General features: G+C 47.3%; 21 protein-coding genes. 2 read left to right on the top strand and 19 right to left on the bottom strand.

Annotated elements, in window-relative coordinates:
* Positions 1–43: 43 nt before the first annotated feature.
* On the top strand, positions 44–2,830 hold the full coding sequence (locus tag ACETMN_RS05470; protein ID WP_411736401.1) for a DUF5689 domain-containing protein: 2,787 nt from the start codon (positions 44–46) through the stop codon (positions 2,828–2,830).
* A 98-nt stretch (positions 2,831–2,928) separates the two neighbouring features.
* On the opposite strand, the gene ACETMN_RS05465 is transcribed toward ACETMN_RS05470, so the two are convergent.
* The 5 genes from ACETMN_RS05465 to ACETMN_RS05445 all read right to left on the bottom strand — a co-directional run bounded on the left by ACETMN_RS05465 (position 2,929) and on the right by ACETMN_RS05445 (position 7,130).
* On the bottom strand, positions 2,929–3,189 hold the full coding sequence (locus ACETMN_RS05465; RefSeq protein ID WP_411735860.1) for a hypothetical protein: 261 nt from the start codon (positions 3,187–3,189) through the stop codon (positions 2,929–2,931).
* 319 nt (positions 3,190–3,508) lie between these two features.
* Entirely contained in the window at positions 3,509–4,315 is an 807-nt protein-coding gene (gene phnE / locus ACETMN_RS05460; protein ID WP_017690380.1) for a phosphonate ABC transporter, permease protein PhnE, read from the bottom strand.
* Positions 4,312–5,163 carry a phosphonate ABC transporter, permease protein PhnE gene (gene phnE / locus ACETMN_RS05455; protein ID WP_091015781.1) on the bottom strand — a complete coding sequence of 284 codons (852 nt, stop codon included), beginning with the start codon at positions 5,161–5,163 and terminating at the stop codon, positions 4,312–4,314. Before phnE (ACETMN_RS05455) ends, phnE (ACETMN_RS05460) begins: the two co-directional genes overlap by 4 nt.
* A complete protein-coding gene (phnC, locus tag ACETMN_RS05450; RefSeq protein ID WP_411735859.1) occupies positions 5,160–5,957 on the bottom strand; it encodes a phosphonate ABC transporter ATP-binding protein in 798 nt (265 codons plus the stop codon). Before phnC ends, phnE (ACETMN_RS05455) begins: the two co-directional genes overlap by 4 nt.
* 177 nt (positions 5,958–6,134) lie before the next feature.
* A complete protein-coding gene (locus ACETMN_RS05445) occupies positions 6,135–7,130 on the bottom strand; it encodes a phosphate/phosphite/phosphonate ABC transporter substrate-binding protein (protein WP_373419829.1) in 996 nt (331 codons plus the stop codon).
* A gap of 258 nt (positions 7,131–7,388) precedes the next feature.
* Here ACETMN_RS05445 and ACETMN_RS05440 point away from each other — a divergent pair, with 258 nt between their 5' ends.
* On the top strand, positions 7,389–8,993 hold the full coding sequence (locus ACETMN_RS05440) for a bifunctional metallophosphatase/5'-nucleotidase (RefSeq protein WP_411735858.1): 1,605 nt from the start codon (positions 7,389–7,391) through the stop codon (positions 8,991–8,993).
* 92 nt (positions 8,994–9,085) lie between these two features.
* On the opposite strand, the gene ACETMN_RS05435 is transcribed toward ACETMN_RS05440, so the two are convergent.
* The 14 genes from ACETMN_RS05435 to ACETMN_RS05370 form a co-directional block, all read right to left on the bottom strand.
* The gene (locus ACETMN_RS05435; protein ID WP_341072558.1) at positions 9,086–9,421 is read right to left on the bottom strand and encodes a hypothetical protein; all 336 of its coding nucleotides are present in this window, start codon (positions 9,419–9,421) and stop codon (positions 9,086–9,088) included.
* Between the two features lie 72 nt (positions 9,422–9,493).
* The gene (locus ACETMN_RS05430) at positions 9,494–9,853 is read right to left on the bottom strand and encodes a hypothetical protein (RefSeq protein WP_124117244.1); all 360 of its coding nucleotides are present in this window, start codon (positions 9,851–9,853) and stop codon (positions 9,494–9,496) included.
* Positions 9,854–10,039: 186 nt separating this feature from the next.
* Positions 10,040–11,878, bottom strand: a complete 1,839-nt coding sequence (locus ACETMN_RS05425; protein WP_091015787.1) for an ABC transporter ATP-binding protein — start codon at positions 11,876–11,878, stop codon at positions 10,040–10,042.
* Positions 11,859–13,667 (bottom strand): ABC transporter ATP-binding protein, encoded by a 1,809-nt coding sequence (locus tag ACETMN_RS05420; protein WP_091015789.1) that lies wholly within the window; start codon positions 13,665–13,667, stop codon positions 11,859–11,861. The genes ACETMN_RS05425 and ACETMN_RS05420 overlap by 20 nt, the downstream gene beginning before the upstream one ends.
* Before the next feature lie 366 nt (positions 13,668–14,033).
* The gene (locus ACETMN_RS05415; RefSeq protein ID WP_091015790.1) at positions 14,034–14,600 is read right to left on the bottom strand and encodes a hypothetical protein; all 567 of its coding nucleotides are present in this window, start codon (positions 14,598–14,600) and stop codon (positions 14,034–14,036) included.
* 140 nt (positions 14,601–14,740) lie between these two features.
* A complete protein-coding gene (locus ACETMN_RS05410) occupies positions 14,741–15,844 on the bottom strand; it encodes a toxic anion resistance protein (protein ID WP_036606281.1) in 1,104 nt (367 codons plus the stop codon).
* An 11-nt stretch (positions 15,845–15,855) separates the two neighbouring features.
* Positions 15,856–16,608 (bottom strand): hypothetical protein, encoded by a 753-nt coding sequence (locus ACETMN_RS05405; protein WP_149846316.1) that lies wholly within the window; start codon positions 16,606–16,608, stop codon positions 15,856–15,858.
* A 266-nt stretch (positions 16,609–16,874) separates the two neighbouring features.
* The gene (locus ACETMN_RS05400) at positions 16,875–17,924 is read right to left on the bottom strand and encodes an ATP-grasp domain-containing protein (RefSeq protein WP_091015795.1); all 1,050 of its coding nucleotides are present in this window, start codon (positions 17,922–17,924) and stop codon (positions 16,875–16,877) included.
* A complete protein-coding gene (locus ACETMN_RS05395; RefSeq protein WP_091016215.1) occupies positions 17,925–18,773 on the bottom strand; it encodes a hydrolase in 849 nt (282 codons plus the stop codon). It abuts the gene before it with no gap.
* Entirely contained in the window at positions 18,773–19,924 is a 1,152-nt protein-coding gene (locus tag ACETMN_RS05390) for a cysteine protease StiP family protein (RefSeq protein ID WP_091015797.1), read from the bottom strand. The genes ACETMN_RS05395 and ACETMN_RS05390 overlap by 1 nt, the downstream gene beginning before the upstream one ends.
* Entirely contained in the window at positions 19,921–21,354 is a 1,434-nt protein-coding gene (locus tag ACETMN_RS05385; RefSeq protein ID WP_341072556.1) for a phosphoribosyltransferase family protein, read from the bottom strand. The genes ACETMN_RS05390 and ACETMN_RS05385 overlap by 4 nt, the downstream gene beginning before the upstream one ends.
* Positions 21,284–22,486 (bottom strand): HpcH/HpaI aldolase/citrate lyase family protein, encoded by a 1,203-nt coding sequence (locus ACETMN_RS05380; RefSeq protein ID WP_411735857.1) that lies wholly within the window; start codon positions 22,484–22,486, stop codon positions 21,284–21,286. Before ACETMN_RS05380 ends, ACETMN_RS05385 begins: the two co-directional genes overlap by 71 nt.
* Before the next feature lie 209 nt (positions 22,487–22,695).
* The gene (locus ACETMN_RS05375) at positions 22,696–23,952 is read right to left on the bottom strand and encodes a TerD family protein (RefSeq protein ID WP_091015800.1); all 1,257 of its coding nucleotides are present in this window, start codon (positions 23,950–23,952) and stop codon (positions 22,696–22,698) included.
* Between the two features lie 26 nt (positions 23,953–23,978).
* Complete coding sequence (locus ACETMN_RS05370) at positions 23,979–24,560, bottom strand: TerD family protein (RefSeq protein WP_036606267.1); 582 nt, start codon at positions 24,558–24,560, stop codon at positions 23,979–23,981.
* Positions 24,561–24,642: the final 82 nt, after the last annotated feature.

Genomic DNA, 24,642 nt, shown 5'->3' with positions numbered 1-24,642 from the left:
CAACTAATATTTGGGAGGGATTTGGTTGGGTAAATTAACAGGTATGCGAGGAGTATTTTTAAAATCACTCCTGGCATTGTCCATGGCTTTGCCGCTTCAGATCGGATTATGGAACGGAGATGCATCGGTTCATGCGGAAGGACCGACAGACCCGGCACCGTTCATCCAGGCAAAGGTTGTGAACCAAAATGCAGGTAAAAAAGTATTGTTCGACAACTCTCACGGCCAAACGGCTGGAGCTGCAGACTGGGTCATTAATGGAGGTTTCTCCGACTTCGGGAATGCACTCGCGAATGATGGTTATTATGTCAAAGAACTTCGCAAGACAACTCCATTTACCTATGATGATCTGAAAGAGTATAACGTATTCGTTATTGCAGAGCCTCAAATTCCTTTCAAAACATCCGAACAAGCAGCACTCAAACAATATGTTGAAACGGGTGGCAGCATCTTCTTTGTTGGAGATCACTATAATGCTGACCGTAACAAAAACCGCTGGGATGGCTCTGAAGTCATCAACGGCTATCGTCGGGGAGCATTCGAAGATCCGGCCAAAGGCATGAGCACAGATGAGCGTAATTCTGAAGCGATGCAAAATATAACCAGTTCGGACTGGTTGTCCGATAACTTCGGCGTACGATTCCGCTATAACGCACTTGGCGATATCAATGCCAATATCGTTGTACCGGCAGATCAAGCATTCGGCATCACAGAAGGGGTGTCGGGTGTAGCCATGCACGCAGGTTCAACACTCGCAATCACTGATCCGGAAAAGGCAAAAGGTATTGTTTACTTGCCAAAAACCAACGCAAAATGGAATAACGCGGTAGACCAAGGTGTCTACAACGGTGGCGGGATCGAAGAAGGTCCTTATGTGGCTGTATCCAAGCTGGGTGCAGGTAAAGCTGCCTTCATCGGTGACTCCTCTCCAGTAGAAGATGCATCGCCAAAATACTTGCGTGAAGAGACAGGCACACGCAAAACGACTTATGATGGTTTTAAAGAAGCTGATGATGCCGTGTTGCTCGTGAACACCGTGAACTGGCTTGCTACACAAGAGAACTACACAAGCCTAAGTCAAGTAAACGGACTTGAATTGGACACAGCTACAGCGCTGTTGCCATTCGAAGAGCCGGCTGCTTCCACAGAGCCACAGGCTGAACCTTGGGCCGCACCTGCTGCAGGTTACAAGTGGTATGATCGTTCCACGTTCAAGGCTGGTTCTTACGGTGGACCTGCATCCAGCGCGAACGCTGCTTACAGCTTCGTGAAACAGGATACACTTCCGAACGCAGAAGACTTCCAGATTCGTGTCGTTGTGGAGAACATGGCTCCAAACACAACCGTATCCGGTTATAGTGCCGGCATCTATCTGACTGGCGGAACACAGGTAGCCATGATCCAGAATGAAAGTGGTACTTGGCCGACTTCGTACGGCTATAGCTCCACATTCAGTGTAACCTCGGACAGCCAAGGTCGCGGGATCAAAGACCTGAACGTCCGCATCAAACCGGGTACAACTGGCGCTGCCAGCTTGCGTCTGCGTCTGAATGGCAGCAACCTGATCACCAATGCCGTGACCGTTGGCAATGTGCCAGCAGAACAGCTTCCGGAAGAAGAAGGACCGATTCCAGCGGCTATCACAGTTGCTGAAGCACGCACCAAAGCTGTTGGCACTACCGTAACTATTGAAGGTGTTGTGACGACAGAGCCGGGTGCATTTGGTGGACAAGCCTTCTATCTTCAAGATGAAACTGCCGGAATCTACGTATTCCAGCATACTAGCGGCTTCCATGCTGGTGACAAGGTGAAAGTAACAGCAGCAACAACCATCTATAACAGCGAGTTCGAGCTTACCGATATCGTTGCCATTGAGAAAACAGGTACGGCTTCCGTACCTGCTCCAATCGAGGTTACTGCAATTACAGATGCGAACCAAGGTCAACTGGTTCAATTGAAAAATGTAACGATCGAGAATATCATCAGTGCTACACCAGTTGGATCTTTTGAATTCGACGCGGTAGCAGCAGATGGAACGAGCACACACATCCGTGTAGACACCCGTACAGGTGTGACGGAGACTTCCTTCCCTTATGCTGCTGGGGACAAAATCGATATCACAGGCGTTTCCGCTATTTTCAAAGATGTATATCAATTGAAACCTAGAAGCTTGAATGATTTTGTACCTGCTGAAGAGCAAGGTGGCGGCGAAGTGCCTTCCACTCCAGCTGCAGGAGCACCGGGTAAACCGGTGCTTTCTTCTGATAATGGATATACCACTGGCCTGTTCGAAGGTTCGTATAACGTAAGCATGAACCTCTGGTGGGGCGAAAACGGTTCCGAGTACAAACTGTATGAGAACGGCGTTCTGATCGATACACAGAAGTTGTCTGCGGCTTCACCATCGGCTCAGTCCTCCAAAACAGCTATTACAGGTAAAGCCAACGGTACGTATACCTACGTAGCCGAGCTGACCAATGACAAAGGCACAACACGCAGTGACGTGCTGACGGTACAAGTAACCAATGCTGCTCCAGGCAAAGCTACGTTGTCCCAAAACAACTGGGATGGTGACGGCAACTATAACGTATCCATGAACCTCTGGTGGGGTACAAACGCAACCGAATACCGTCTCTATGAGAATGATGTGTTGATTGATACACAAACTTTGAAAGCCGCTACACCTGCTTCTCAAAGTGCTACAACTGAATTGTCGGGACGCGCTAACGGAACGTATACGTACCGTGGTGAGCTGATCAACGCGGCAGGCGTAACCAGCACAGAGACGATTACGGTTCAAGTGACCAAAGCGTTGCCTTTGGCTAGCTAAGTCTCAGTTAAAGAAGCCTAACGTTTAAACAAGCAACTAAAAAACCGAAACCAACATTGCCTGATTCACAGGGCAACATGGTTTCGGTTTTTTTAGGTTCATTTCAAACGTTCAGGCTCATATCCATTTCTCACAAATATAATGCTGTTCCATACCGCAGAACAAACGACCACGACGATGACACTAATAACAAGAATTAAGTTCATCTGTGTAATCGTATAACTGCTTCCTGTGAAAATGATCAGGATTGCACTGAGCCCAATATTTTCTTTGTTATGTTTTTTAAACTTCTGAAAGATCATTCTGTACAGCAATAGGAGTACCATAAACCCAATCCATATATATTGAAATAATTCCATAGGTCACCTTCCTTTCGAAAAACTCATTTCTTGTATGGATATCTAAGAGGAGTATTAATTAATATCCTTAATTCCCTTTATATAGAAACCTATTAATCTTACATGTATTTGGAAAATAATTCAATCATTGTGATGCATATTCTTTGAACATTCTTATTCCTCGACGGTTAGCTGAGCAACAAGAATGCACCGTCTTTTTTTGCAGACACAAAAAAAGACTATCCCCTGCCAATATTCTGGCACCGAATAGCCCTCTCTTCTTCCTCTATCAACTTATCTTAATTTTCATCTAATATATATTCGTAGCTCCACATTAACTCTATACCAACTTCTTACGAATATACCCCGAGATCAAGTCGATGATCGTGATCATCACGATAATACCCAACAGGATTATACCTACTCGCGGCCAGTTCCGGGTGCTGAGTGCAAAGATCAGCGGTGTACCAATTCCCCCTGCTCCGATTACACCCAGTATAGTCGCGGAACGTACATTAATCTCGAAACGATACAACGTATAGTTCAGGAATCCAGGCATAACCTGCGGCAGGATGGCAAACCACAACTGCTGCATACGATTGGCTCCGGAGGCGAGCAGCGCCTCAGATGGACCATAGTCGATATTTTCAACTTCATCTGCGTACAACTTGCCTAACATGCCTATAGAGTGCAATCCAAGGGCGAGTACCCCTGCAAACGATCCGGGACCTACTGCCTTGATGAACAACAAGGCCATGATAATCTCAGGGAACGTGCGGATAAAGCTCAGTACCATTTTACCTGCACCCGAGATGGAACGATGCCCACTCATGTTACGGGCAGACCAAAAGGCAAACGGAATACAGAGCACAGCCGAGATTACGGTGCCCAGCACGGAAATCGCCAGTGTATCCAGCAGTCCTCGCAGCAGGTCTTCCCCCTCAGGCAAATATACAAAATCCCAATCCGGTGAGAAAATCCCGGCTACAATGGCCTTCATAATCTGAGCAGCGGTTTCCTTGAAACCAGTAAACGGTACACCAGCAAGCGCCCAGACATACACAAGGATCAGCAGTAATACAATAACCCAGCGTAGCGGGTTCTTCCGTGGTTTAGGCCGGATGCGGCTTGTTTCATTTTTCATCATAGCAATTTCTCCCGCAGCTTAGTACTTACATAATCAATGACCAGAACAATGACAAGGGTAAACAGAATGATTACGCTGGTCTTGTCATACTCCAGGAATCCAAGTGTTGCCTCATAGTAGAGTCCAATTCCTCCGGCTCCCACCAGTCCCAGAATGGCAGCTGCACGTATATTAATTTCGAAGGCATACAGCACATAGGATGTGAACTGGGCAGCCAGTTGCGGCACCACGCCATATACAATGAGCTGAATCCGGTTCATACCCACAGCCGTCATCGCTTCCAGCGGCCCCTGATCAATGGTTTCCAGTGTCTCATACGTCAGCTTCGCGATCAGACCTATCGAGAACACAGCCAGTGCCAAGATTCCGGGGATGGGCCCCAAACCAAATACAGCAACGAACAAAGCAGCAAGCAACAGATCTGGCACGGTCCGAATCAGGTTCAGCAGAAAGCGCGCCGGATAGTAGATCCAGCGACTTGGCATCAGGTTACCGGCACAGATGATCGAGATCGGGATCGCAATAATCGCACCTATGGTAGTTCCAATCAGGGCCATTCGGATCGTTTCCAGCATGCCTTGCACGATATTATCAAAGTAACTCCACCGGGGTGGGAACATCTCCTTCAGCAGATCCAACATGTTGGGAAAACCTTCAAACAACTCCGTAAAGCTGGCATCCGTCTGTTTCGCACTTGCCCACAATAAGAGCAGAATGATAACTAAGGTGAGCAGATGTTTCGTACGCCCAGGCGGTTTTGGGCGATTCACAACCTGAGCCGGGCTGGAACCGGGTTCCTTCCCCACTCCGCCTGAATTCTGAAATGGAACGTTGGACTGCCCCTTCATACCACAACTTCTCCCTGCTCATGCACAGCCTGCTTGTCCAACAATTCGTCAGCCAGAATCGGTCTGCCGTATATTTCTGCAAAGCGCTCATCCGTTGCCTCTTCCACCGTACCGTCGAATACGACCTCGCCTGCTCTCAATCCGACAATACGGGTCGCATACTCTCTCGCCAGATCAATAAAGTGAAGGTTGACGATCGTGGTAATCCCTAGGTCTTGATTGATGCGTTTCAGGTCATCCATGACCTGCTTCGTTGTAAGCGGGTCGAGTGAAGCAACCGGTTCGTCGGCCAGAATAATTTTTGCTTCCTGTGCCAGTACACGGGCAATAGCCACACGCTGTTGTTGTCCACCCGATAGCTGATCTGCACGGGAATAGGCTTTCTCCGAAATATTCACACGATCCAGCGCAGTGAATGCCAGTTCAATATCCTCTTTTGGAAAACGTCCCAGAATGGTACGCATGGTGGAATGATATCCAACACGTCCAGCGAGTACATTACGAAGTACACTGGACCGTTTCACCAGATTGAAACTCTGGAAGATCATGCCGATGTCACGTCTGATCATACGTAGCCGTTTGCCTTGCGCCTTTGTGATGGAACTTCCGTTAATCAGAATCTCGCCCTCACTAATGTCGTGCAGTCGATTAATGGATCGCAGGAGAGTTGATTTACCCGCACCCGACAGACCCACTACAGCAATGAATTCCCCCTGCTCAAATTTCAGATTAATATTATCCAGGCCTTTGGTGCCGTTAGCGTAAGTTTTGGTAACGTTATGAAGCTCAATCATGACAATATCCTTCTTTCATTCATAATGATCAACCATACCTAAGTGCTTGCTATAATGGCACAAGCCAGCGCAGCGTAGATCACGCTGAACTGGCCTGTCCATTGCTACGATTAAGCTGTTCCCATCCAAGAAAGCGACTACAAAGTGAACAGATTCCGAACTACTTTTGGATCAGATTTATTCACCTTTCACTTTTTCGCCATACTGACGAACGATCTCAAACTTGCTATCATCGGACTCTACATAACCTTCATGCGTATAGATTTCTTTGATGATCTGGTGACCTTCCGTATCTTTACCGATATCGATGAAGGCTTGTTTGATCTTCGCAGTCCAATCTGCATTCATGTCTGTACGAACGGCAATGGTATCGTTAGGAATAGGCTCAGTGAACGCCAGTACACGTGTATCTTCAAATACAGTCGGATAGTCTTTGGCTACCGTGTTGCGGGCATCTTGGAAAATCGCTGCTGCATCAACGTCACCGTTCAATACAGCGATGACACCTTGGTCATGACCTTTCAACGTTACAGGTGTTACATCTTTCAATGGATCAATCCCTCTGTCGAGCAACAGACCTGCTGGCCATACATAACCTGCGGAAGACGTTACGTTTTGGTAAGCCACTTTTTTACCTTTAAGGTCTTCGATGGATTGAATCGGTGAGTCTTTTTTCACGATAAACATGGATTTATATGAATCTGCCAGTTGCTCTGTTGGAGCACCTGTCTCATCATTTACACCAAAACGTTGTGCTTGCAAAATAACTTGTGCAGCGCCTTTTTCTTTCGCCAGTACATAAGCTGTCGGAGGCAAGAAACCTACGTCTACTTTGTTGGAAGCCATTGCTTCAATAATTGTGTTGTAGTCGGTGGATACGCTGACTTTTACCGGAATGCCCAGTTTGTCACCAAGCAACTTCTCAAGCGGTTTCGCTTTGGCTTCAAGCGTGTCTGCATTCTGGGAAGGAACGAATTGAACCGTCAGTTCAGTTGGCACATAACCTTCGACAGGTTTCTCTGTCTCTGCCGTCGACGTACCGGATGCATTGGGACTCGCATTATCTCCGTTAGCCGAACCAGTTGTACTACTAGACCCACAAGCACTCAGAAACATAACCAAAATCAACAATGGTAAAAATAAAGCAGACTTCTTCAAACGAACACCCTCCAAAGAGTTTCTATTTTTCAGTACTTATCTACTATAGTTGCCAAATATTAGCGCGATGTGAAACGGAATTTGGAGTTTTGTAAAGTTTCCTGTCAGGCTGTCAGCGGGACTTGTATCTGTTAGAATAGGCTCATTATGGTTGAAGATATAGGAAGAACATCGGAGATAACGGCATAACCTTCGGTTCTTCAGCCTTTTCTGTCTTCTCCGTTTTATGGCAATTCCATATATCTGAACTTATATATTAGAGGAGATTGTAAAATGACATCCACAAACCATACGGCAAGCTTCGACATTCTGTTCACCAGTGATCTGCACGGGGCCATCCGCCCCATTCATTACAATACCAACGCCTACCGCCCGGCTGGACTTGCCCTGCTGGCTTCCCTGATTCGTAAGGAACGCGAACGTTCACCTGAACTGATGCTGGTGGATAACGGGGATCTGCTGCAAGGATCACCCTTGGCCTCTTATGCAGCTTCACAGGTTTCCAAAAACGAAGTGCATCCATTCATTACAGTACTGAATGAACTCGGTTATGATGCTGCGGTGATGGGAAATCACGAGTTTAACTATGGTCAGAATCTGTTGCGCGGAGCAGTTGAAGCTTCCAATTTCCCTTGGCTGTCTGCCAATATTGTAAAAGATGAGCAACCAGACGTACCTGCCTTCGGTCCTCCGTATCTAATCAAAACATTGTCTACGGGTGTCAAAATTGCCCTGTTGGGCGCAACTACGCATTACATTCCAAACTGGGAGCATCCGAAGAATATTGAGGGGTTACAGTTCCTTGATGCCTTGGAGACCATCCGTGCATGGGTTAACTATATACGCGAGTATGAACAACCAGATGTAATGGTTGTCAGCTATCACGGCGGATTTGAGAGTGATCTGGAGACAGGCGAGCCCACCGAACGGTTAACTGGAGAAAATCAAGGTTATGCCATCTGCCGGGACATCGAAGGCATCGATGTGTTGCTTACCGGACACCAGCATCGTCAGCTTACCGCTAATATTCATGGTGTAACCGTCATTCAACCGGGCTTCAGTGGAAATGGTGCGGGGCATGTATCCATTCAGTTGGAACAATCATCGGGCGGCAAGTGGCAGATTACAGACAAGAAGGCTCGGTTGTTACTTCTGGATGAACATCATGAGGTTGAACCTGATGCAACCGTCATGAAACTGACAGATGATCTGGAAACTGAGGCACAAGCATGGCTTGATCAACCCATTGGGCAGGTGGCTGGGGATTTATCCATCACCAATGCTACGGCCCTGCGACTCAAGGCACATCCATTCATTGCTTTTGTACATCAAGTGCAGATGGAAGCGACTGGAGCGCAGCTCTCCAATACCGCCATGCTGAGTGAAGAAGCTCGCGGTTTCGGGAGTCACATCACCGTTCGAGACGTGTTATCCAACTTCATCTATCCTAATACTTTGACGGTGCTGGAGCTGAGTGGTCAGGATATCCGGGAGGCACTGGAACAAACGGCTCGTTACTTTGAAGTGAATGCTTCTGGTGAGGTGGCAGTCAATCCGGCTTATATGGAACCCAAACCCCAACATTATAATTACGATATGTGGGCTGGCATGGAATATGAGCTGGACATCTCCCAACCTGTAGGCAGTCGAGTTGTGAAATTGGAACGTGAGGGCAAGCCAATGGACATGAATGGCATGTACTCTGTGGTGATGAACAGCTACCGCGCTGCTGGCGGCGGGGATTATGCGATGTATCCAGGCAAAAAGGTACTGCACGAAGGTGCCACGGACATGGCCGCACTGGTGGAGGATTACATCCGCAGACACCAGCCGTTAAAAGTGGAGCAGGCGGATAACTGGAAAGTTATTGGAAGTTAAATGAGAAAGAGCGGGTCCTGTGATCAGGATCTGCTCTTTTGTTTTCAACCTATTGCTTACTTGTTCTTATTGAACTATCCTGTCCCGTCTCGTTATCCGACATATTGAAGAATTAACTGATATAAGGCTATGGAAAATCCTAGAATACTTGCTTTCATTTTAGATGGATGATTTCTTTCGCTGCGAATCAAATAAAAGAAAATCACTATAAATCCTAAAGGAATCCATAGCTCAAAGACACCTTTTGTTGTACTTTGAGAATAAATTGGAGTAATGAACGTACTAATCAAAAAATAAAAGAAAACCGTAAAACGTCTTGTTTCTAATTGCTTGCTCCACCTTACTAAAAAGAAAATAATAATGATTGCGATAATCGTAATGTATACAGGGGGTAGAAGAATAGCACCATTTCCAAATCTGAATTCCATTCCGCATTGCCCTCCTCTCTTCTAAGGCATCACTTCATTAGTATGAAGCATATCTTTCCCATAAGAATCATTTTACTTTATTGCTACTTCACTACCCTGTCCATTAAACAAAAAGAAAGCCATAATATAGTCAGAAATAAGGATAACGATTAGAAAAGCAACTAACCAGACCAGAAATAAATTGGCAGTTGCCACAGCCCATTTGTATTTGCCGGAATGATAGAACGCCCAACAAATAAACGAGACTAACACACCAATTGGATACGTAGCCATGAGGCCTGATGTTATAATGTCCAACAATGGGTGATTACTCGACTGACTGTAGACATATGTGTATAGACCCATTATCAATATAAAAGGATACGGCAAAAGCGTAATAGCATAGATGATATTGAAGAAAATAAGCCTGTGTGCGACTTTTTCATTTTTCAATTCACTGTTGACCTCCCTTAAAAAAGAACTTATTCCATTATATCCATCTGCTTACATATCGTCATGGCTCCATTATCCATTTATGCTTCAAACCAATATGCAAAAAAGAGCAGGTAAGGAGCTTCGTGCCCCCAGCCCTGCTCTTTTTTTGTAAAATGAAACCTTCTCACATATTATCCAAAATGGCTATTGCGCCTTTTTACGCAACTGACTGTAATACAACTCGCTGTAGAAACCGCCTTGTTCCAGCAGCGCATCATGCGAGCCTTGCTCCAGTAGATGCCCATCCTTCAGCACCAGAATCCGATCTGCCTGGCGGATCGTGTTCAGCCTGTGGGCAATGACAAAACTCGTTCGTCCTTGCATCAGACGTTGCAGCCCTTCCTGAATTTTGATCTCTGTGACGGTATCAATACTGCTCGTCGCTTCGTCCAGTACGAGTATGGATGGATCGGCCAGAATTGCCCGGGCAATGGCGAGTAATTGCTTCTGACCCTGACTAATGCCGCTTCCGTCGGCCTGGAGCACTTTGTCGTACCCGTCCTTCATTCGCACTATGAAAGAATGGGCATTCGCCAGCCGGGAGGCTGCTTCCACCTCTTCATCCGTCGCATCGAGACGGCCAAACCGAATATTTTCTCGAATCGTACCCTGAAACAGAAATGAATCCTGTAGTACAAATGCCATATGTGACCGTAGATTCTCACGCCGAATGGTGGTCATATCGCGACCATCTACCGTTAATGTGCCACCTGTAGGATCATAGAAACGGGATAACAGCTGAATCAATGTTGTTTTCCCCGCTCCGGTCGGACCTACAAGGGCAATCATCTCACCCGGTTTGGCTTCAAAGCTGATGTCATGCAAAATGTTACGTCCTTCATCGTATCCAAAGGATACTTTGTCGAAACGAACCGCTCCCTCTACCTTGTCCAGAGATACCGCTGCCCCTTCATCCTTCGCTTCCTCATCTTCGTCCAGCACCTCGAATACACGCTCAGCCCCCGCAATCGCGGACAATAACGTATTCCACTGGTTCGCCAGATCATTCAGCGGACGGGTGAATTGACGGGCATATTCCACAAAGATAATAATCACCCCGACCGTAACGGAACCCTGGATCGCCAGAATACCACCGATGCCCGCCACAATCGCAAAGCTCAGGTTATTCAATCCATTCATCAGTTTCGGGATAAAACCGGAGATCGTCTGTGCCCAGAAACCGGAAATCCGGATGCGGGTATTTCGTTCCTCAAAACCGCGAATCACACGCTCCTCTTGGGAGAATGCCTTAATGATCCGCTGCCCGGATAAAGTCTCTTCGATATAACCGTTGAGTTCACCCAGATTACGTTGCCGTTCCTTGAAGAGCGGTCCCGTTCTGCGCGTAATCCAACGCATGCCGATGGCCATCAAAGGCACAACGATAAAGGTAAGCAGGGTCAGCAGCGGACTGAGCCAGAGCATAACCCCAAACGTTCCGAGCAGTGTTAATACACTCGAGAAAATCTGGATGGCCGAGCTGTTCAACGTACCGCTGACATTCTCGATATCATTGGTTACCCGGCTCATAATCTCCCCCTGCTGGCGTTTACCGAAGAATGGAATCGGCAGCTTGTGCAGATGTGAGAACAGATCATACCGCATGCGGAACACGGTTTCCTGTGCAATTTCGATCATCCATATATTTTGTAACCAGGATGTAAGAGAGAACAAAACGTACACTGCGGTTAATCCAATCAGAAACCGAGTCCAGCTTGCCCCGGCTTCACCCGCAATGAAATCATCCACGGCCACCCCTACCATGTAGGGGCCAAGCAAAGCAAGTGCGGAGCTGGCTAACACCATCAACAGTACCATGGACAGCTTAACCTTGCGCCGTGCCAGATAGCTCCAGATACGACCTAGCGTACCGGACCAGTTCTTCGCTCTTGCCTTGGGTTTGCGACCACCACCTGATCGTAACGTCTCCGGATCAATCGGCGGTGGCGGCTGACGGAAAGGCTCAATGAATGCTTTGAACATGCTGTGCACCCTCCCCGTATTGTGATTCATGGATTCGACGATACAGCTCTGACGATTCCATCAGGTCTTCATGTTTTCCTTGCCCAATGAGTTGTCCATCATCAAGCAGCAGAATCAGGTCCGCCGAAGTGGTTGAACTGATCTTCTGGGTGATGATAAACGTGGTACACGACAATTCTTCCAGCGCATCCAGCAGTCTGCCTTCTGTAGCTACATCCAGCGCACTTGTGCTATCGTCCAGAATCAGAATTCTTGGTCTACGTACCAGTGCTCGTGCAATGGAAAGTCGCTGCTTCTGTCCACCGGAGAGATTCACTCCCCGTTGACCGAGCAATGTATCATAACCGTTTGGTAAATTCTCAATCGTTTCATGGATCTGCGCGCGCTTAGCCGCTTCCACGATCTCATCCAAGGTAGCATCTTCCTGACCCCAGGCAATATTCTCCCGTATGGAACCGGTAAACAGGACAACCTCCTGCGGCACATAACCAATCGCTCCACGCAACATGGACAGATCCAGCTCTGATGCATCGGCACCATCAATCCGCACCTTTCCTTGATCCTCTGTGTATAACCGTGGAATGAGCTGTACGAGCGAGGATTTGCCTGAGCCAGTTGCTCCCATAATGGCAATGCGTTCCCCCGCTTTTGCCGAGAATGTGATGTTATCCAGCACTGTAATTTCACTATTCGGATAACTGAAGCCCACACTGCGGAATTCAACCGCTCCCTGCACAGCGCGCTGTTTCTTCGCCGGGTATACAGATTGCGGAAAATGCGAAGATTTCATAGATCCAGCAGATGGTGCAGACGTTGATAACGACTTCGTCTGTTCAGTCTCCGACGTGTCCTCCGTATTAAACACTTCATTCAGCCGTTGCGCCGAAGCGCTTGCTCTCGAGAAGGTTACCAGAATCCATGACAATGCAGACATGGCACCAATTGTGCGAAGCAGATAGTTAATGACAGCGACCACTTCACCCACGGTTGCATTACCCGAGGCGATGTCGACTCGTCCAAACCATAACACGGCGATGATACATACGTTCATCATCAGCAACATGAACGGCATCGTGGTCTCCGTCAGACGCAACGCGGAGATTGTGCCTTTCATCAGCTTGCCGCTGAATCCGGCAAAGCGTTCAATCTCATGGCCCATCCGTACAAAAACACGGATCAGCCGGATGCCTGTCAGATTCTCCTGGATGACTCCATTGACGGCATCCAGTCTACGCTGCACATTGCGGAACAGCAGCGCTGCCTTTTTGATCATCCACACCACAACAATGAGCAGTACAGGCACCATGACAACCAGCAGCAGACCCAACCTCGGGTTCACGATCACTGCCATAATCATGCTACCAATCACCACCAGGGGCACACGTGTCATGAAGCGCAGACTCATAAAGACGGTGTCCTGAACCTGGGTCACGTCCCCCGTTAATCGGGTAATCAGGGACGACGTCGCGAACCGGTTAAAGACGGCATAAGAGAACGTTTGCACTTTCTCATACAACTTCTCCCGCAGATCGTATCCGAACCCCAGACTTGCATGGGATGCAAAGAACGAACTGGCAATTCCGGCAGCAAAAGCCACAACAGCACTAGCAACTAGCACACCGCCCCACAACCAGACGACAGATAAGTCTCCCTGCTGAATCCCGTTATCGATGATCTTGGAGATCAGATAAGGCTGAGCCAGCTCCACCGCAAGCTCAATTAACATCATGACCAGGGCTGCAATCGCGGCAACTCGGTACTTCTTCAAGTAGTACAACAGCTTGATCATAAGCATTCCTCCGGCTCGGAGCACCCTAAACCGATAACACGTTCCAGCTCAGAGCCTCCATTAGACATGTTGTTTTCTCCACAGCGTCCAATATGTAATCATTTCTATGTACACATATGGTTATTATAGCGTATTTTACAATGCCGCTTCTATTCTTATTACCCTACTTTTCCCAATACAATAAACTTCTCTTCATTTTGGCAGTAAAAAAAGGAAGGTCTCCCTTCCCCACACTAGTTAAGTGCTTACAGCTCGCCCGCTCACAGACATATTTCAGGTCAAAAAGAAATGCATATCTGCACTCAGGTCATCTGCCTAACTTTGCAGAAATATAGTTATCTGTTTACATACCAAGCGAGATGTTCACTACCATCTTCTGCGTCCACGATCACCCCGATAGTCATCATTCAACTCTCCCAGGCGATCGTATGTCTCTTTATATATCCGAATCACGGCCTGAACTTTGATAAAATCAGCATCTTCCGGTCCAAGCCCCTCCATAAACATTCTCTGAATGATCTGTTGGAAGAATTGCACTCTGGCCTCAATCTGTTCTCGCTCAAGCTGTAATATGTCTTCGAAACTGTGGTTCCCTATGTAATCCATCAACTCATCATCATGTCTGGAATAATCTGCGTTTCTCCGATCTGCAACCCATTCATCCGGCTCATTGGACTGGAGATTAACACTCGTACGTAGTTGGGATAAAATGATTTTCTCTTTGGCCAGCATGACATGAAAATCTTTGTTACGGAGCAGCTCAGATACAATCAGACTGCACATTTCACGGTTTTGGATCAGTATGCCGTCAAATGGATGCAGTGTCCACTCCCCGTTTGCATAATACAGGTTAAAGTTAAAGAACTCACTGCCATATTTGTATTGAATATTAATCTTGGTCTCATCAATAATCTCGAATGAAAAGTCCAGCATGTTCAGCAAGCTCCTTCGTATAACCCCAGATTTTAGCTTTATTCTATCAAATGAAACAAAGAGACGCACTCGGCGTCCCTCGTAGAAAGATATACATCTAGCAATCTCCTGGCTTATGCAGCGAGTCTCGCCCTATTACCCTAATCCAGGAAAGATCCTAATGCACTGGAATCCGGTTTATTTTTCTCCGGAATGGCAGCAGCTTTTGGCCCTTCCAGACCCAGTCGATCGCTCATTTTAGCGTTAAGGGTTGTCATCTTGTTGGTATAGTCATTACAACTCTCGATGATCCGGCGATTAGACTGCTCGGACAAATCCAGCGCAGACATCAGATCACCCATCGCCTGATTCACGGCTTCAAGGGACATCGCCGGTTTGGACAACAGTTCATTTGTTTTCTCTGTTGTTGTCTTCAACAATCTGGCGTTCTCCTTGAATTGATCTTCAATCGTCTTATTCGTCGCTTCCACAGCAGAAATGACCTTCTCCTGATCATTGAGTGCCATAGCAATCATGGCCGAAACGGTGATCAGATTCGCTGTTTTATCAATGGCATTATTCACTGAATCAATTAACTTGTCATTGTTATCATTAATGATGTCGGTAGCTGCGATCGCCTGATTGTACAGCATGATCATCTCTGTCATGGATTGGGTACGTGTTACCACTTTGCGCAACCCACGCTCCAGATGTGCTTTACGATTCTCGTTCTCCGGCTTGGCGATCTCAGTTTCAAACAATGCTTTCAATTGATTACCAAAGGAAATTTTGGTCTGCAGATTGTAGATCTCCTGAATCGAAGAACGTTTCAATTGACGCATGTTCACGATGCTTTCTTCCAGGTTGTCCTTGCCGTCCCGCAACCCGTTAATGATGGCATCAATGTTCGTGCGAACAGATTGATAACGGTATACGTAGTTTTTCAGCGGGCTTTTACGTAACAACTTCCCGACAAAACTCACATTTTTACTCTGCTGCAAACTCTCGCATTCATCACGGAGCTTCAGGATCATGTTGGATACCTCCGCCCGATTCCCGGACATCAGTTCATTGACTGGACGATCAAGCAGCTTGAGAGTCTGTCCTGCTCTCTCTTGTGTTTTCACGCCCAACTTGCCGATATCATCCATTAAGGTATCCAGATGAGCCGGGTCACTTTGGGACACTTTCTGAATAAGCTGCGTTGCTTCCTGGTTAATCCGTTGCTCATCTTCCTGCTTCAACTGAGCCCATTCCGTTGCCATGCCAATCCCTCCTATAATTCAGAGCTGTTATACCGTTGATGTATTAGTTCCGCTTTGTTCTGGAGCTCCATTAAGTCTTTATGTTCAATCGTTGATACAATATCCGATATCTTGGAATCCACGTCTCGAAGACCATTCAGTAGCATACGCCGATTATTACGTTTGGCTTCTCCACTTAAACGTAGAAATGGATTAATAAACCCGTTCAGGTCTTTCAAAATCAGTCTGCGCACCGTATGGTTGATATCCCCGTTGTTCAGCTCCTGAAGAGAAGGGATCACACGCTGCAAACGGGCAAACAACGCCAGTGATTTCTCCACGATCTCATTATCCAGCTCGTTCTTCTGACCTTCGGAGATGATCATGTCCTCCAGAACCTCCAGGTATTCAATCACCGGATCAAATACAGGATCTGGTTCGGTGCGGGAAGGCTTCGCTTGTTCTGAGCCCGCATGTTGTGCGGGAGTGGAGCTCGAATGAGGCTGTGCCGGAGAAGCTTCTCTTGCCCCTGTTGGCACTGCGCTCGGCGCTTGTCCACCATTCAAGCGGGATGGTTCATTTCCGATATCTGTAATGGGTACAGGGGCTGATGACGAACCCTGGACCTGTGTACGCGGCGTGGAACGTGAAGGAATCAGTCCCCCGACCACAGTTGCCAGTGCCGGAATTGCCCACGTGATGACATCCGGTAGAAAGGGACTCGAGATCGCCGCGAGACCATAACCGACCAATGCGCCTATACCTATCTTCGTTTTCCGTAACATTACTTGTCCTCCTGCCTTAACAACACATAAAGTGCATATTCAAAAAGTCTTGTTTTCAGTACCGAGAAGATGGAATGAAGATAGAAATGGAGTAGCGGAGCGTAGGAAAACTACGTGAGCAACGGACATTTCGGCTGAATTTCATATTCGATGCTGATGATGCCGTAAGGCATTATTCGTAATCAAAAGTGGACTTTTTGAATAACCTCTCATCCGTATTGTAAAAAAACCATCCAGAAGGTGTCAATGTTGAGGGAAATTCTCAGCTAGACGTGATGTACTCCGCTTACCTTCTGAACGTCGATTATAAATGGCTGTTCGATATGACTTCCCAGTATGCCAAACTTCGGATGAAGTGGTCCAATATCATGGCCAAGTGCAGACTTGACCGCCAGATACGGGAAGTTCACGCCCGACAGACAAGACATGTGCAACCCACCCGACATACGCGGATTGATCTCCAGCAGCTTCGGTGTATCCTTGCGATATTTCATCTGTATATTAAAATTATAAGGAATCCGATATACTTCTGCCACATTGCGGGCAATCGCCAGCAATTCCTCGTTTTCTTCGAGCAAGCGCAAACGTCCTCTTTCTTTTCTACGCGGAATAGCCGTTAATAGTTTCCCATTGCGATCCGAAAGACAATCAATGCTGTATTCATATCCTTCCAGTACCTCCATCACCATGACATTGGGAAAGGACGGAGCAGAAGAGAATGCACGCAGGGCATCTTCATATGAAATCGAGTTCAGCGCATACCCGAACAACTCCTGCAACGGATCACGCTCATTGTTAATCACCCGGAATCCCATACCACCCTCACCATTACATGGTTTGAAGCATACATCGTGTCCACGTGCACGCAGCGCCTCATAGGCTTGCTGGAATTGTGCAGCATTATTAACTGTGAAATAATCCGGAATCTCCATAATGCCTTTCTCACGCACCGATTCATAAAATCGGTCTTTCTCCATCAATTGTTCCAGCAATTCCGTGTCCGAGCATACGATAACCCGTGTACCGATCTCTTCGAACAGGGAGATATGTCTGCTGATGTCCAGCATGTTCCAGCGTGGAATAAATACATCAATCTGATAACGGCGGCAAAAGTCGAGGCAAAAATCAACATATTCCCGGCCCGTTACACGCGGTTCAACTTCTGCAACATCACAGCCCTGTAATGCCATGTGTCCCGGATCAGGATGAGTACCGTAGATCTCAAATTCCATGCCGTCCTCATTGTCCCGAATCGCATTCATATAATGATACGTTACAGAGAACCAACGGTTGAAGTAAATCTTCATTTTTTTCATTTATACGGTCTCCCTTATCTCGGCATGGTCTATCCGGGTCTGTTGATCGTTATGAATACGGTGAACGTAATCGAGAATCTCATCTGCTGCAAAAGCACCGAATTGTTTGGTAAATTGATACGGTACCTGCTCAGGTACACGCTGTCTCTCCACATGTAACTCTCCGTGAGACGGAGCAATGGCGTGGTGCGCAAAGTCCAGCAAACAACGATCCAGCAAGGAATCACCCGAAGCAATCACAGGCACATCACCAATGCGTTGCCTAATATGCTCCACTGCAGCTCGTTTGTTCACTGCCGAAGGCACCAGATAGAGCTTCCGCCCCTGAATCGAACTCTCCCATCCAAGTGTCTCTAACACCCGAATCTTGTCGGCAATGCGCTCCATAGGAAGCTTGTCACGTTCGATCAGCAATGCGTAGAACAACTCATCACATAATCGCTGATTAATCACCCATTCCGGACTCAGTACATCGTCAAATAAATCCAGGATCTCTTCGGGAGCAGCTGCCTGCTGACGAAGCAAAGAACGAATATGCAGATTCCATTCATCGTCTACCTGACCGTCAACAATGATGTTGCCACCATTACTCGTCACTGCATATTTCGGGATACATTCGTTCTGAAAAATATGAATACGTCGGTACTGCTCCACGGTACGTGTCGTCACAGGCATAAATACAATGTCTTGTGGCAAAGACTGCAACCGCTCCAGTGCATATGCTGACATAAAAGCAGACAACTTGCCGTTAATCCACTCTGCGGGAACAAGTCCCGGTGTATCTTCGGGAATACGGAGCGCACGACGGGAGTACACCAGCGTCTGGTCCAGATCACTTGCGTAGATCATCATTCTCCTCCACCTCCCAGGGATTGAATAATACCGCAACAGGAATAGGTTAGTCCCGGATATACCTCAACCGGCACATTTCTGTCTCTGGCGAGCATCATGATATGTTGTAAATCCGGATTATCCAGACGGTCCACAAGAATCTTCCAAGGAACACGGCGCAGTAACACCCGGGTTGTTTCTCCGATCCCAGGTTTGATCAGATTGATGTTCGCAATGCCAAAGGATTGCTGGATGGACTCGATATCTTGCCAGCCTTTCCAGGTGATTTCCGAAGTATCCGTAGCATTGTCGTCCGTTTGAATTTCCGCCAGGTCCATCATTTGCGGAAAATGCTGAGCAATAGTATCCACGTATTGGGTCGACACATCCGCAGAGGACCATTCACGATACCATTTGGCCCCGTGAAAATCTGCCGGCCCAATCAGATCATCGCGAAGTACTGTACGGCTAACCAGTCCAGAGACAGTGGAATTCAGACAAGCGCTAGGAATGAGATAATCTTCCCTCGTCCCAAAGGTGCCTGAGCATTGCCCCGGATCTGCCAACACGGCAAGATCATCATCGAGGCTTACACCGTAAGTCCGTTCCATTTGGTCACAGGACTCTTTCAGCACTTTGCGAATAGCCCCTTTTCCTGTCCAACCATCTACAAACTGAATGGCTGTCTCCAGACCATGCTGCTGTAAAATATATAAAATTGCGTTCTCGTCCATACCCTTGCCACGAATAATTGAAATGCTATAATGCGGAATCGTCACTTTGTATTTCAATTCAATATAACGCTTGATCAGGATGCCTACAGGCGTTCCGGCTCGAGCCAGAGATACCAGCACCAGATTCAGTCCCCTGCGCTCTACAATCTTCTCAGCCACAATGGCGGTATGACGTGCGATTCTTGCAGCGGATTGTTCCAGCGTTTGATGAAACAGCTCGATGTATTCTGCTGTGGGCTGATATTCCACGGGCAGCATCTCCGAATAATGAACCCCGGATTGGATCGCCTGCTCCCGTTCACCCGTTCCCTTTTCCAGATCCACATGGCTGATATCCTTCAGTAGGAAAACAACGTCCGATGCAGCATAACTGCCCATCGGTTCGGGAGATTGAATCTCACGTTGTCTGATTAGCTCCAGTGTAGTTAAGTTCATTGCTCGTAGTCCCCTGTCTTCTCTGGCAAACCGCAATATATGATATGAATGTGTCCGCATCCCAACTGACCCAGTACCTTCAACATCGGTTCCATTCGTTCTTCGGACATCTGTCTCTCCAGCAGAACAAAGATTTCATCATATTGTCCCGGGGCAATGTTATAGATAAAGTTACGAACAGAAGCGTCTTCCGGTGAAGCATATCCGGCACCACTACGAACAGCATATGCTGGAGCTGGATGTGTATGGATTGGACTGCGAGTAGTGGATTGATAAAACACACCTTCTCCCATCTCGGCAGCAATACGCATCGGAATGTACATGAACTCCCCTGTTCCCATCACCAACGTCCGTTCTCCCGTACGCTGTGACCGAAGTCGTTCTGCAATCCGGCTAATCTCTTCACGCAATACGTCATTATGTCGGGATTGCATACCAAACCTGCCCGTATGCTGAACGTAGCTCGCTGTGCTACGTTTACCTCCTCCATCCTCCGAAGTGGCATGCAGCTGATCGAAGGCATCTGCAACGGTAGAGGTATGAAGCGTTACGGCAGGATGAGATAGCTGCTCATCTTGCTGTGTTGCTTCCAACTGTGGAGTACCCACCACTTCAATGCGGCCCTTCAACAGGCTTAACGGTGTAATGGTAATTCCAAGTTCAGCTTCCAGTTCGGCAAATCGATTCTCGTCCGCTTCCGTACGCCAGTCCAACAGCGAAGCAATCACATATTGCTTCCGGGGGTATCTGGCCTGAATATCCCGAATGATATTCAACGTCGTTTTGCCCGTCGTAATCTCGTCGTCCACCAGAACAATCGGGCCCTCTCCTGCAAAGGCTTGATGATCCAGCGCATAACAACGATGAGCCATCGCATGGGAATGTTCTTCTTCAAATTGAATATCTGGATGCATCGCTGGAACATATTCGCGAGTGGTGTGAATATAGGAAGCTTGATCAGCAAACATCTCATACATGCTGTGGCCCAGCGCTGTCGCTGTCTCCGCAAAACCAACAAAACGAATCGTTTCCGGCAAGCTCAAGCCTTCTTGCAACAGCATGTTGTACACTTGCCGAGCTTGCTCGGGATCAATCAATCCTTCGACCATTTCACGTTTCCACTCGGTGATCTGATCTTTGGTCTCTTCCGTCTCCTCAGTCAGGTGCTCATATAACAGAACAGCTAATGCTGCACCACTCAGAAGCGAGGTATACGGGTTAACCGGGATGTGCTTGCCCAGCAGTTTGCTTACAAACAGAAATGAACGTTTCTTATTGATGCGTGCAGCCATGGAAAATAGAGATTCTAGTGGAAGTTGCAGCGGGTTATGTGTAACCTGAACGTTCAGACTGAATTGATCAAGAATTGGGAACGTAGTTATGTTGTTGTTCGTGCTTGGGCAAGAGCCCGACAAAATGCTGCTGTTCATGTAACACCCCATATATTTGTGATCGGATTAGAATGCGATTTGCCCAGCTCAAGTGTGGTTTAATCTCATTCATTTTGTTATAGTAATTACTTTTGAACACACCCAGGCTACCGTCATTACGGGCGATGATGTCTTGGGCATCGGAATACTCCTCATGTGTAACAACGTACATCGCTTGTACGGGCTTGATATGAGAAGGATGAATGATCGTTTTGCCTACAATTCCATTTTCCTTGTCCATCATGACTTCACGCATCAATCCATCCATTGTATTCGTAATATATTTCATTCTCAGATGCAGCCCTGATTTGCCTAGGGTTTCTTCAAATGGAGTCTGTCGTAATTGAGGTTTGAACACACGCTCCCGCTGACTGAAATATTCCCAGACAGGACCTGAGATCACATACGGCTTGTCCATTCGTCCAAACAGATTGATAATATCTGAGATGCAGTCACGGATCGTGGCGATATCGTATATGGTCAATTCCGGGCTTCGGCGTAGTCCAAACAGGCTGGAGAAATCGGTCGCACCAATGCGTACATTGAGCACATATTCAACATGTTCATCGAGGATGTTTCGAAGGCCCAGTAAGGTCTCCCAACGTGTCTCGCGATATATAATTGAAGCCGTTTCCAATATAGGCATTCCATAGAGAACGGGATAATGATCCGGTTTCCGTTGATTATACTTGCGGATCTGGTCAAAATAGGCTCTTCCATTGCCCACACAAAACTTGGGCAATGCCACACCTGTCAGCATGGACACCAATTCTCCCAACGTATCAATGAGTCGTTCCAACTGTTGTGGTGAACGTACACGTGCAAACAGAAGAGGCATTTGATCCTGACTCAGCATGCCTGTCTCCATATAAGTCATCAGTTGAGTTAGATGCTGTACCAGACACTGCTCGGCAAACTCCACTTGGTCGTCACCCACAGCATCCTCCAGATCAATAATAATGGTCGTCAGACCTTCATGTTTACCATTCATAATGTCGTCCGCGATATGTGTGCGCGTCGCGGGCATATATAAAGCAGCCCCAACAGCATATGCCAGTAGATCTTTGGAAGTCCGGTGATTGAACGAGACGGGTGAAGAGAAAAATAAAGTATCTTCTTCTTCCGGACTCAAAAAGTTAAAATATTTCAGGTTTGTCTCCTCCTCGCACCTTTGGCAATAGCCAATCTGCAATAGTTGATTCCAGCTGTCGGGGCATAAAAACCAATCCCTCCTTAGTCTGGAGGGATTGATGGTCTATTATCGAGGATAACGTTGGTCAACAGTATCCTTGCAATGGTGCTGACCGATACAGCGTTTATATATTCAATAAATACGAATGATTACTTTCTTCCCGCAACCCACTGCATTCCCCAATCATGAGCCTCGTCCAACGCCTGATGCCCATTATAGAACTGCACGATTCGTTCAATACTGAATGTCTCATTGTTCACATTGCGTAACATCGCGATGCCACACATGCCAAGCGGGCTCCCGTATTCATTCATTCGGACAATGATATCCGGGCCGTCCTTCTGCTGGATAGTTACCACACCGTCTACTTGAGACCAGTTGGCCACACCACCATAAATATAGGTAAATACCAAGATGCGCTCAATTTCCGAGATACGGGCACCATTAATCCGGAGATTCTCTCCCGTCTTAACCGATCCCGTCCGGTCATCCCCATCCAGTGCAATATAAGGGAAACGATTCAGTGAACCAAACGTCTGTCCCAAGGCCTGAATCACATCTCGTGTACCATCCTTCATCTCGAACAGGCAGCCCAAGTCCAGATCCACACTCTTGCTGCGACCAAATAATCCTTTGCTACCCTGTTGATTCCAGTTGAGGTTAATCAGGATTTCACCAAGTCCCCCCGCATTTTTCTTGAGGTTAATGGTGTCGCCCTTCTTCTTCAATTCAATTTTGCTGAAATTGATCGAATTCACAGGAGCAGGCGTCGGTTCTGGTGCGGGTGCTGGGGGTGGTGGAGTCGGTGCAGCTGTCGGGGGAACGGTTGATGTGGTTGGCGCAGCGTCTGATCCACCATCCACATCCACACCAAAGTTAGCACAGAGTGCATTCAAACCTCCTGCAAAACCCGATCCTATTGCATTGAACTTCCATTCTCCGTTATGGCGATACAATTCACCAATGACAATCGCGGTCTCCACTGTAAAACCGCTTCCCAGATCATATCTCATCACTTCCTGACCTGTAGCTGCATTGGCAAACCGTAGAAAACCATGCTGAACCTGTCCAAAATGATGGCGTCGTGCTTCACCGTCATGAATCGTCAGGCTGAAGGCGATTTTCTCAATTCGGGTAGGGATCTTGCCAAGTTCAATGGCGAACTGTTTCTTCTCACCGCTAACCTGCCCACCATCCATATACGTGATAAACGCGGTAGAGGGCTGGTTATAGAAGATAAAATCCTCATCTCCAGCCACTTTATTGTCTGAACCCAGAAGGAATGCTGATGTGTCCAGCTCCACACCCGAGGCTGCCTCCCAACCAATGCCTACCGTTAGACGGGACAAGCCTGGATTGGTTTTGGTCAGATCACTCTTCTGGCCTTTCACGACAGAAATCGCCATAGCAGACTCACCTTTCTTATGCCAAGTTATTGTGCATCCAGTCCGTAATTTTTGCATAAAGCAGATAGTCCACCTGTGAAGCCGCTGCCTACCGCCTGGAATTTCCAGTCCGCACCTGCACGATAAAACTCACAGAACACCACAGCTGTTTCTGTGGAATAGTCCTCTCCGAGGTCGAAACGAAGCACTTCCCGATCACTTGCAGCATCTACAACACGAACAAAAGCATTGGAGACTTGTCCAAAATTCTGCCCTCGTCCATCTCCATCATAGATGGTTACCGTAATACCGATCCGGTGAATGTGCGCAGGGATTTTGCTGAAGTCAACAACAACTTGCTCATCATCGCCGTCACCCTCACCCGTACGATTGTCACCGGTATGTGTCACTGAACCCGCACCGCCGCTTGGATTGTTGTAAAAAACAAAGTCATCCGTACCTTTGGCTTTTCCATCTTCGTACAACAAAAAAGCCGAAGCGTCCAGGTCAAAGTCGACTCCACCACTATATTTGTTTGTATCCCAACCCAAACCAACCACCACACGGGTAAGGCCCGGATTCGTCTTAGTCAGGTCAATACGTTGTCCTTTGGCAAGACTGATCGTCATTTGTTTTTCCACCTTTCCAAGATATGTGATTAAATGAAAAGGAGAACCGCCCAGGAGACGGTTCTTCCCATCCTGTAAGTCG

Source organism: Paenibacillus sp. M2, from assembly GCF_046713495.1.
GTDB lineage: Bacteria > Bacillota > Bacilli > Paenibacillales > Paenibacillaceae > Paenibacillus > Paenibacillus amylolyticus_B.
Note: the sequence above shows the minus strand (reverse complement) of the source record. Positions and strands in the feature narration are given on the sequence as shown.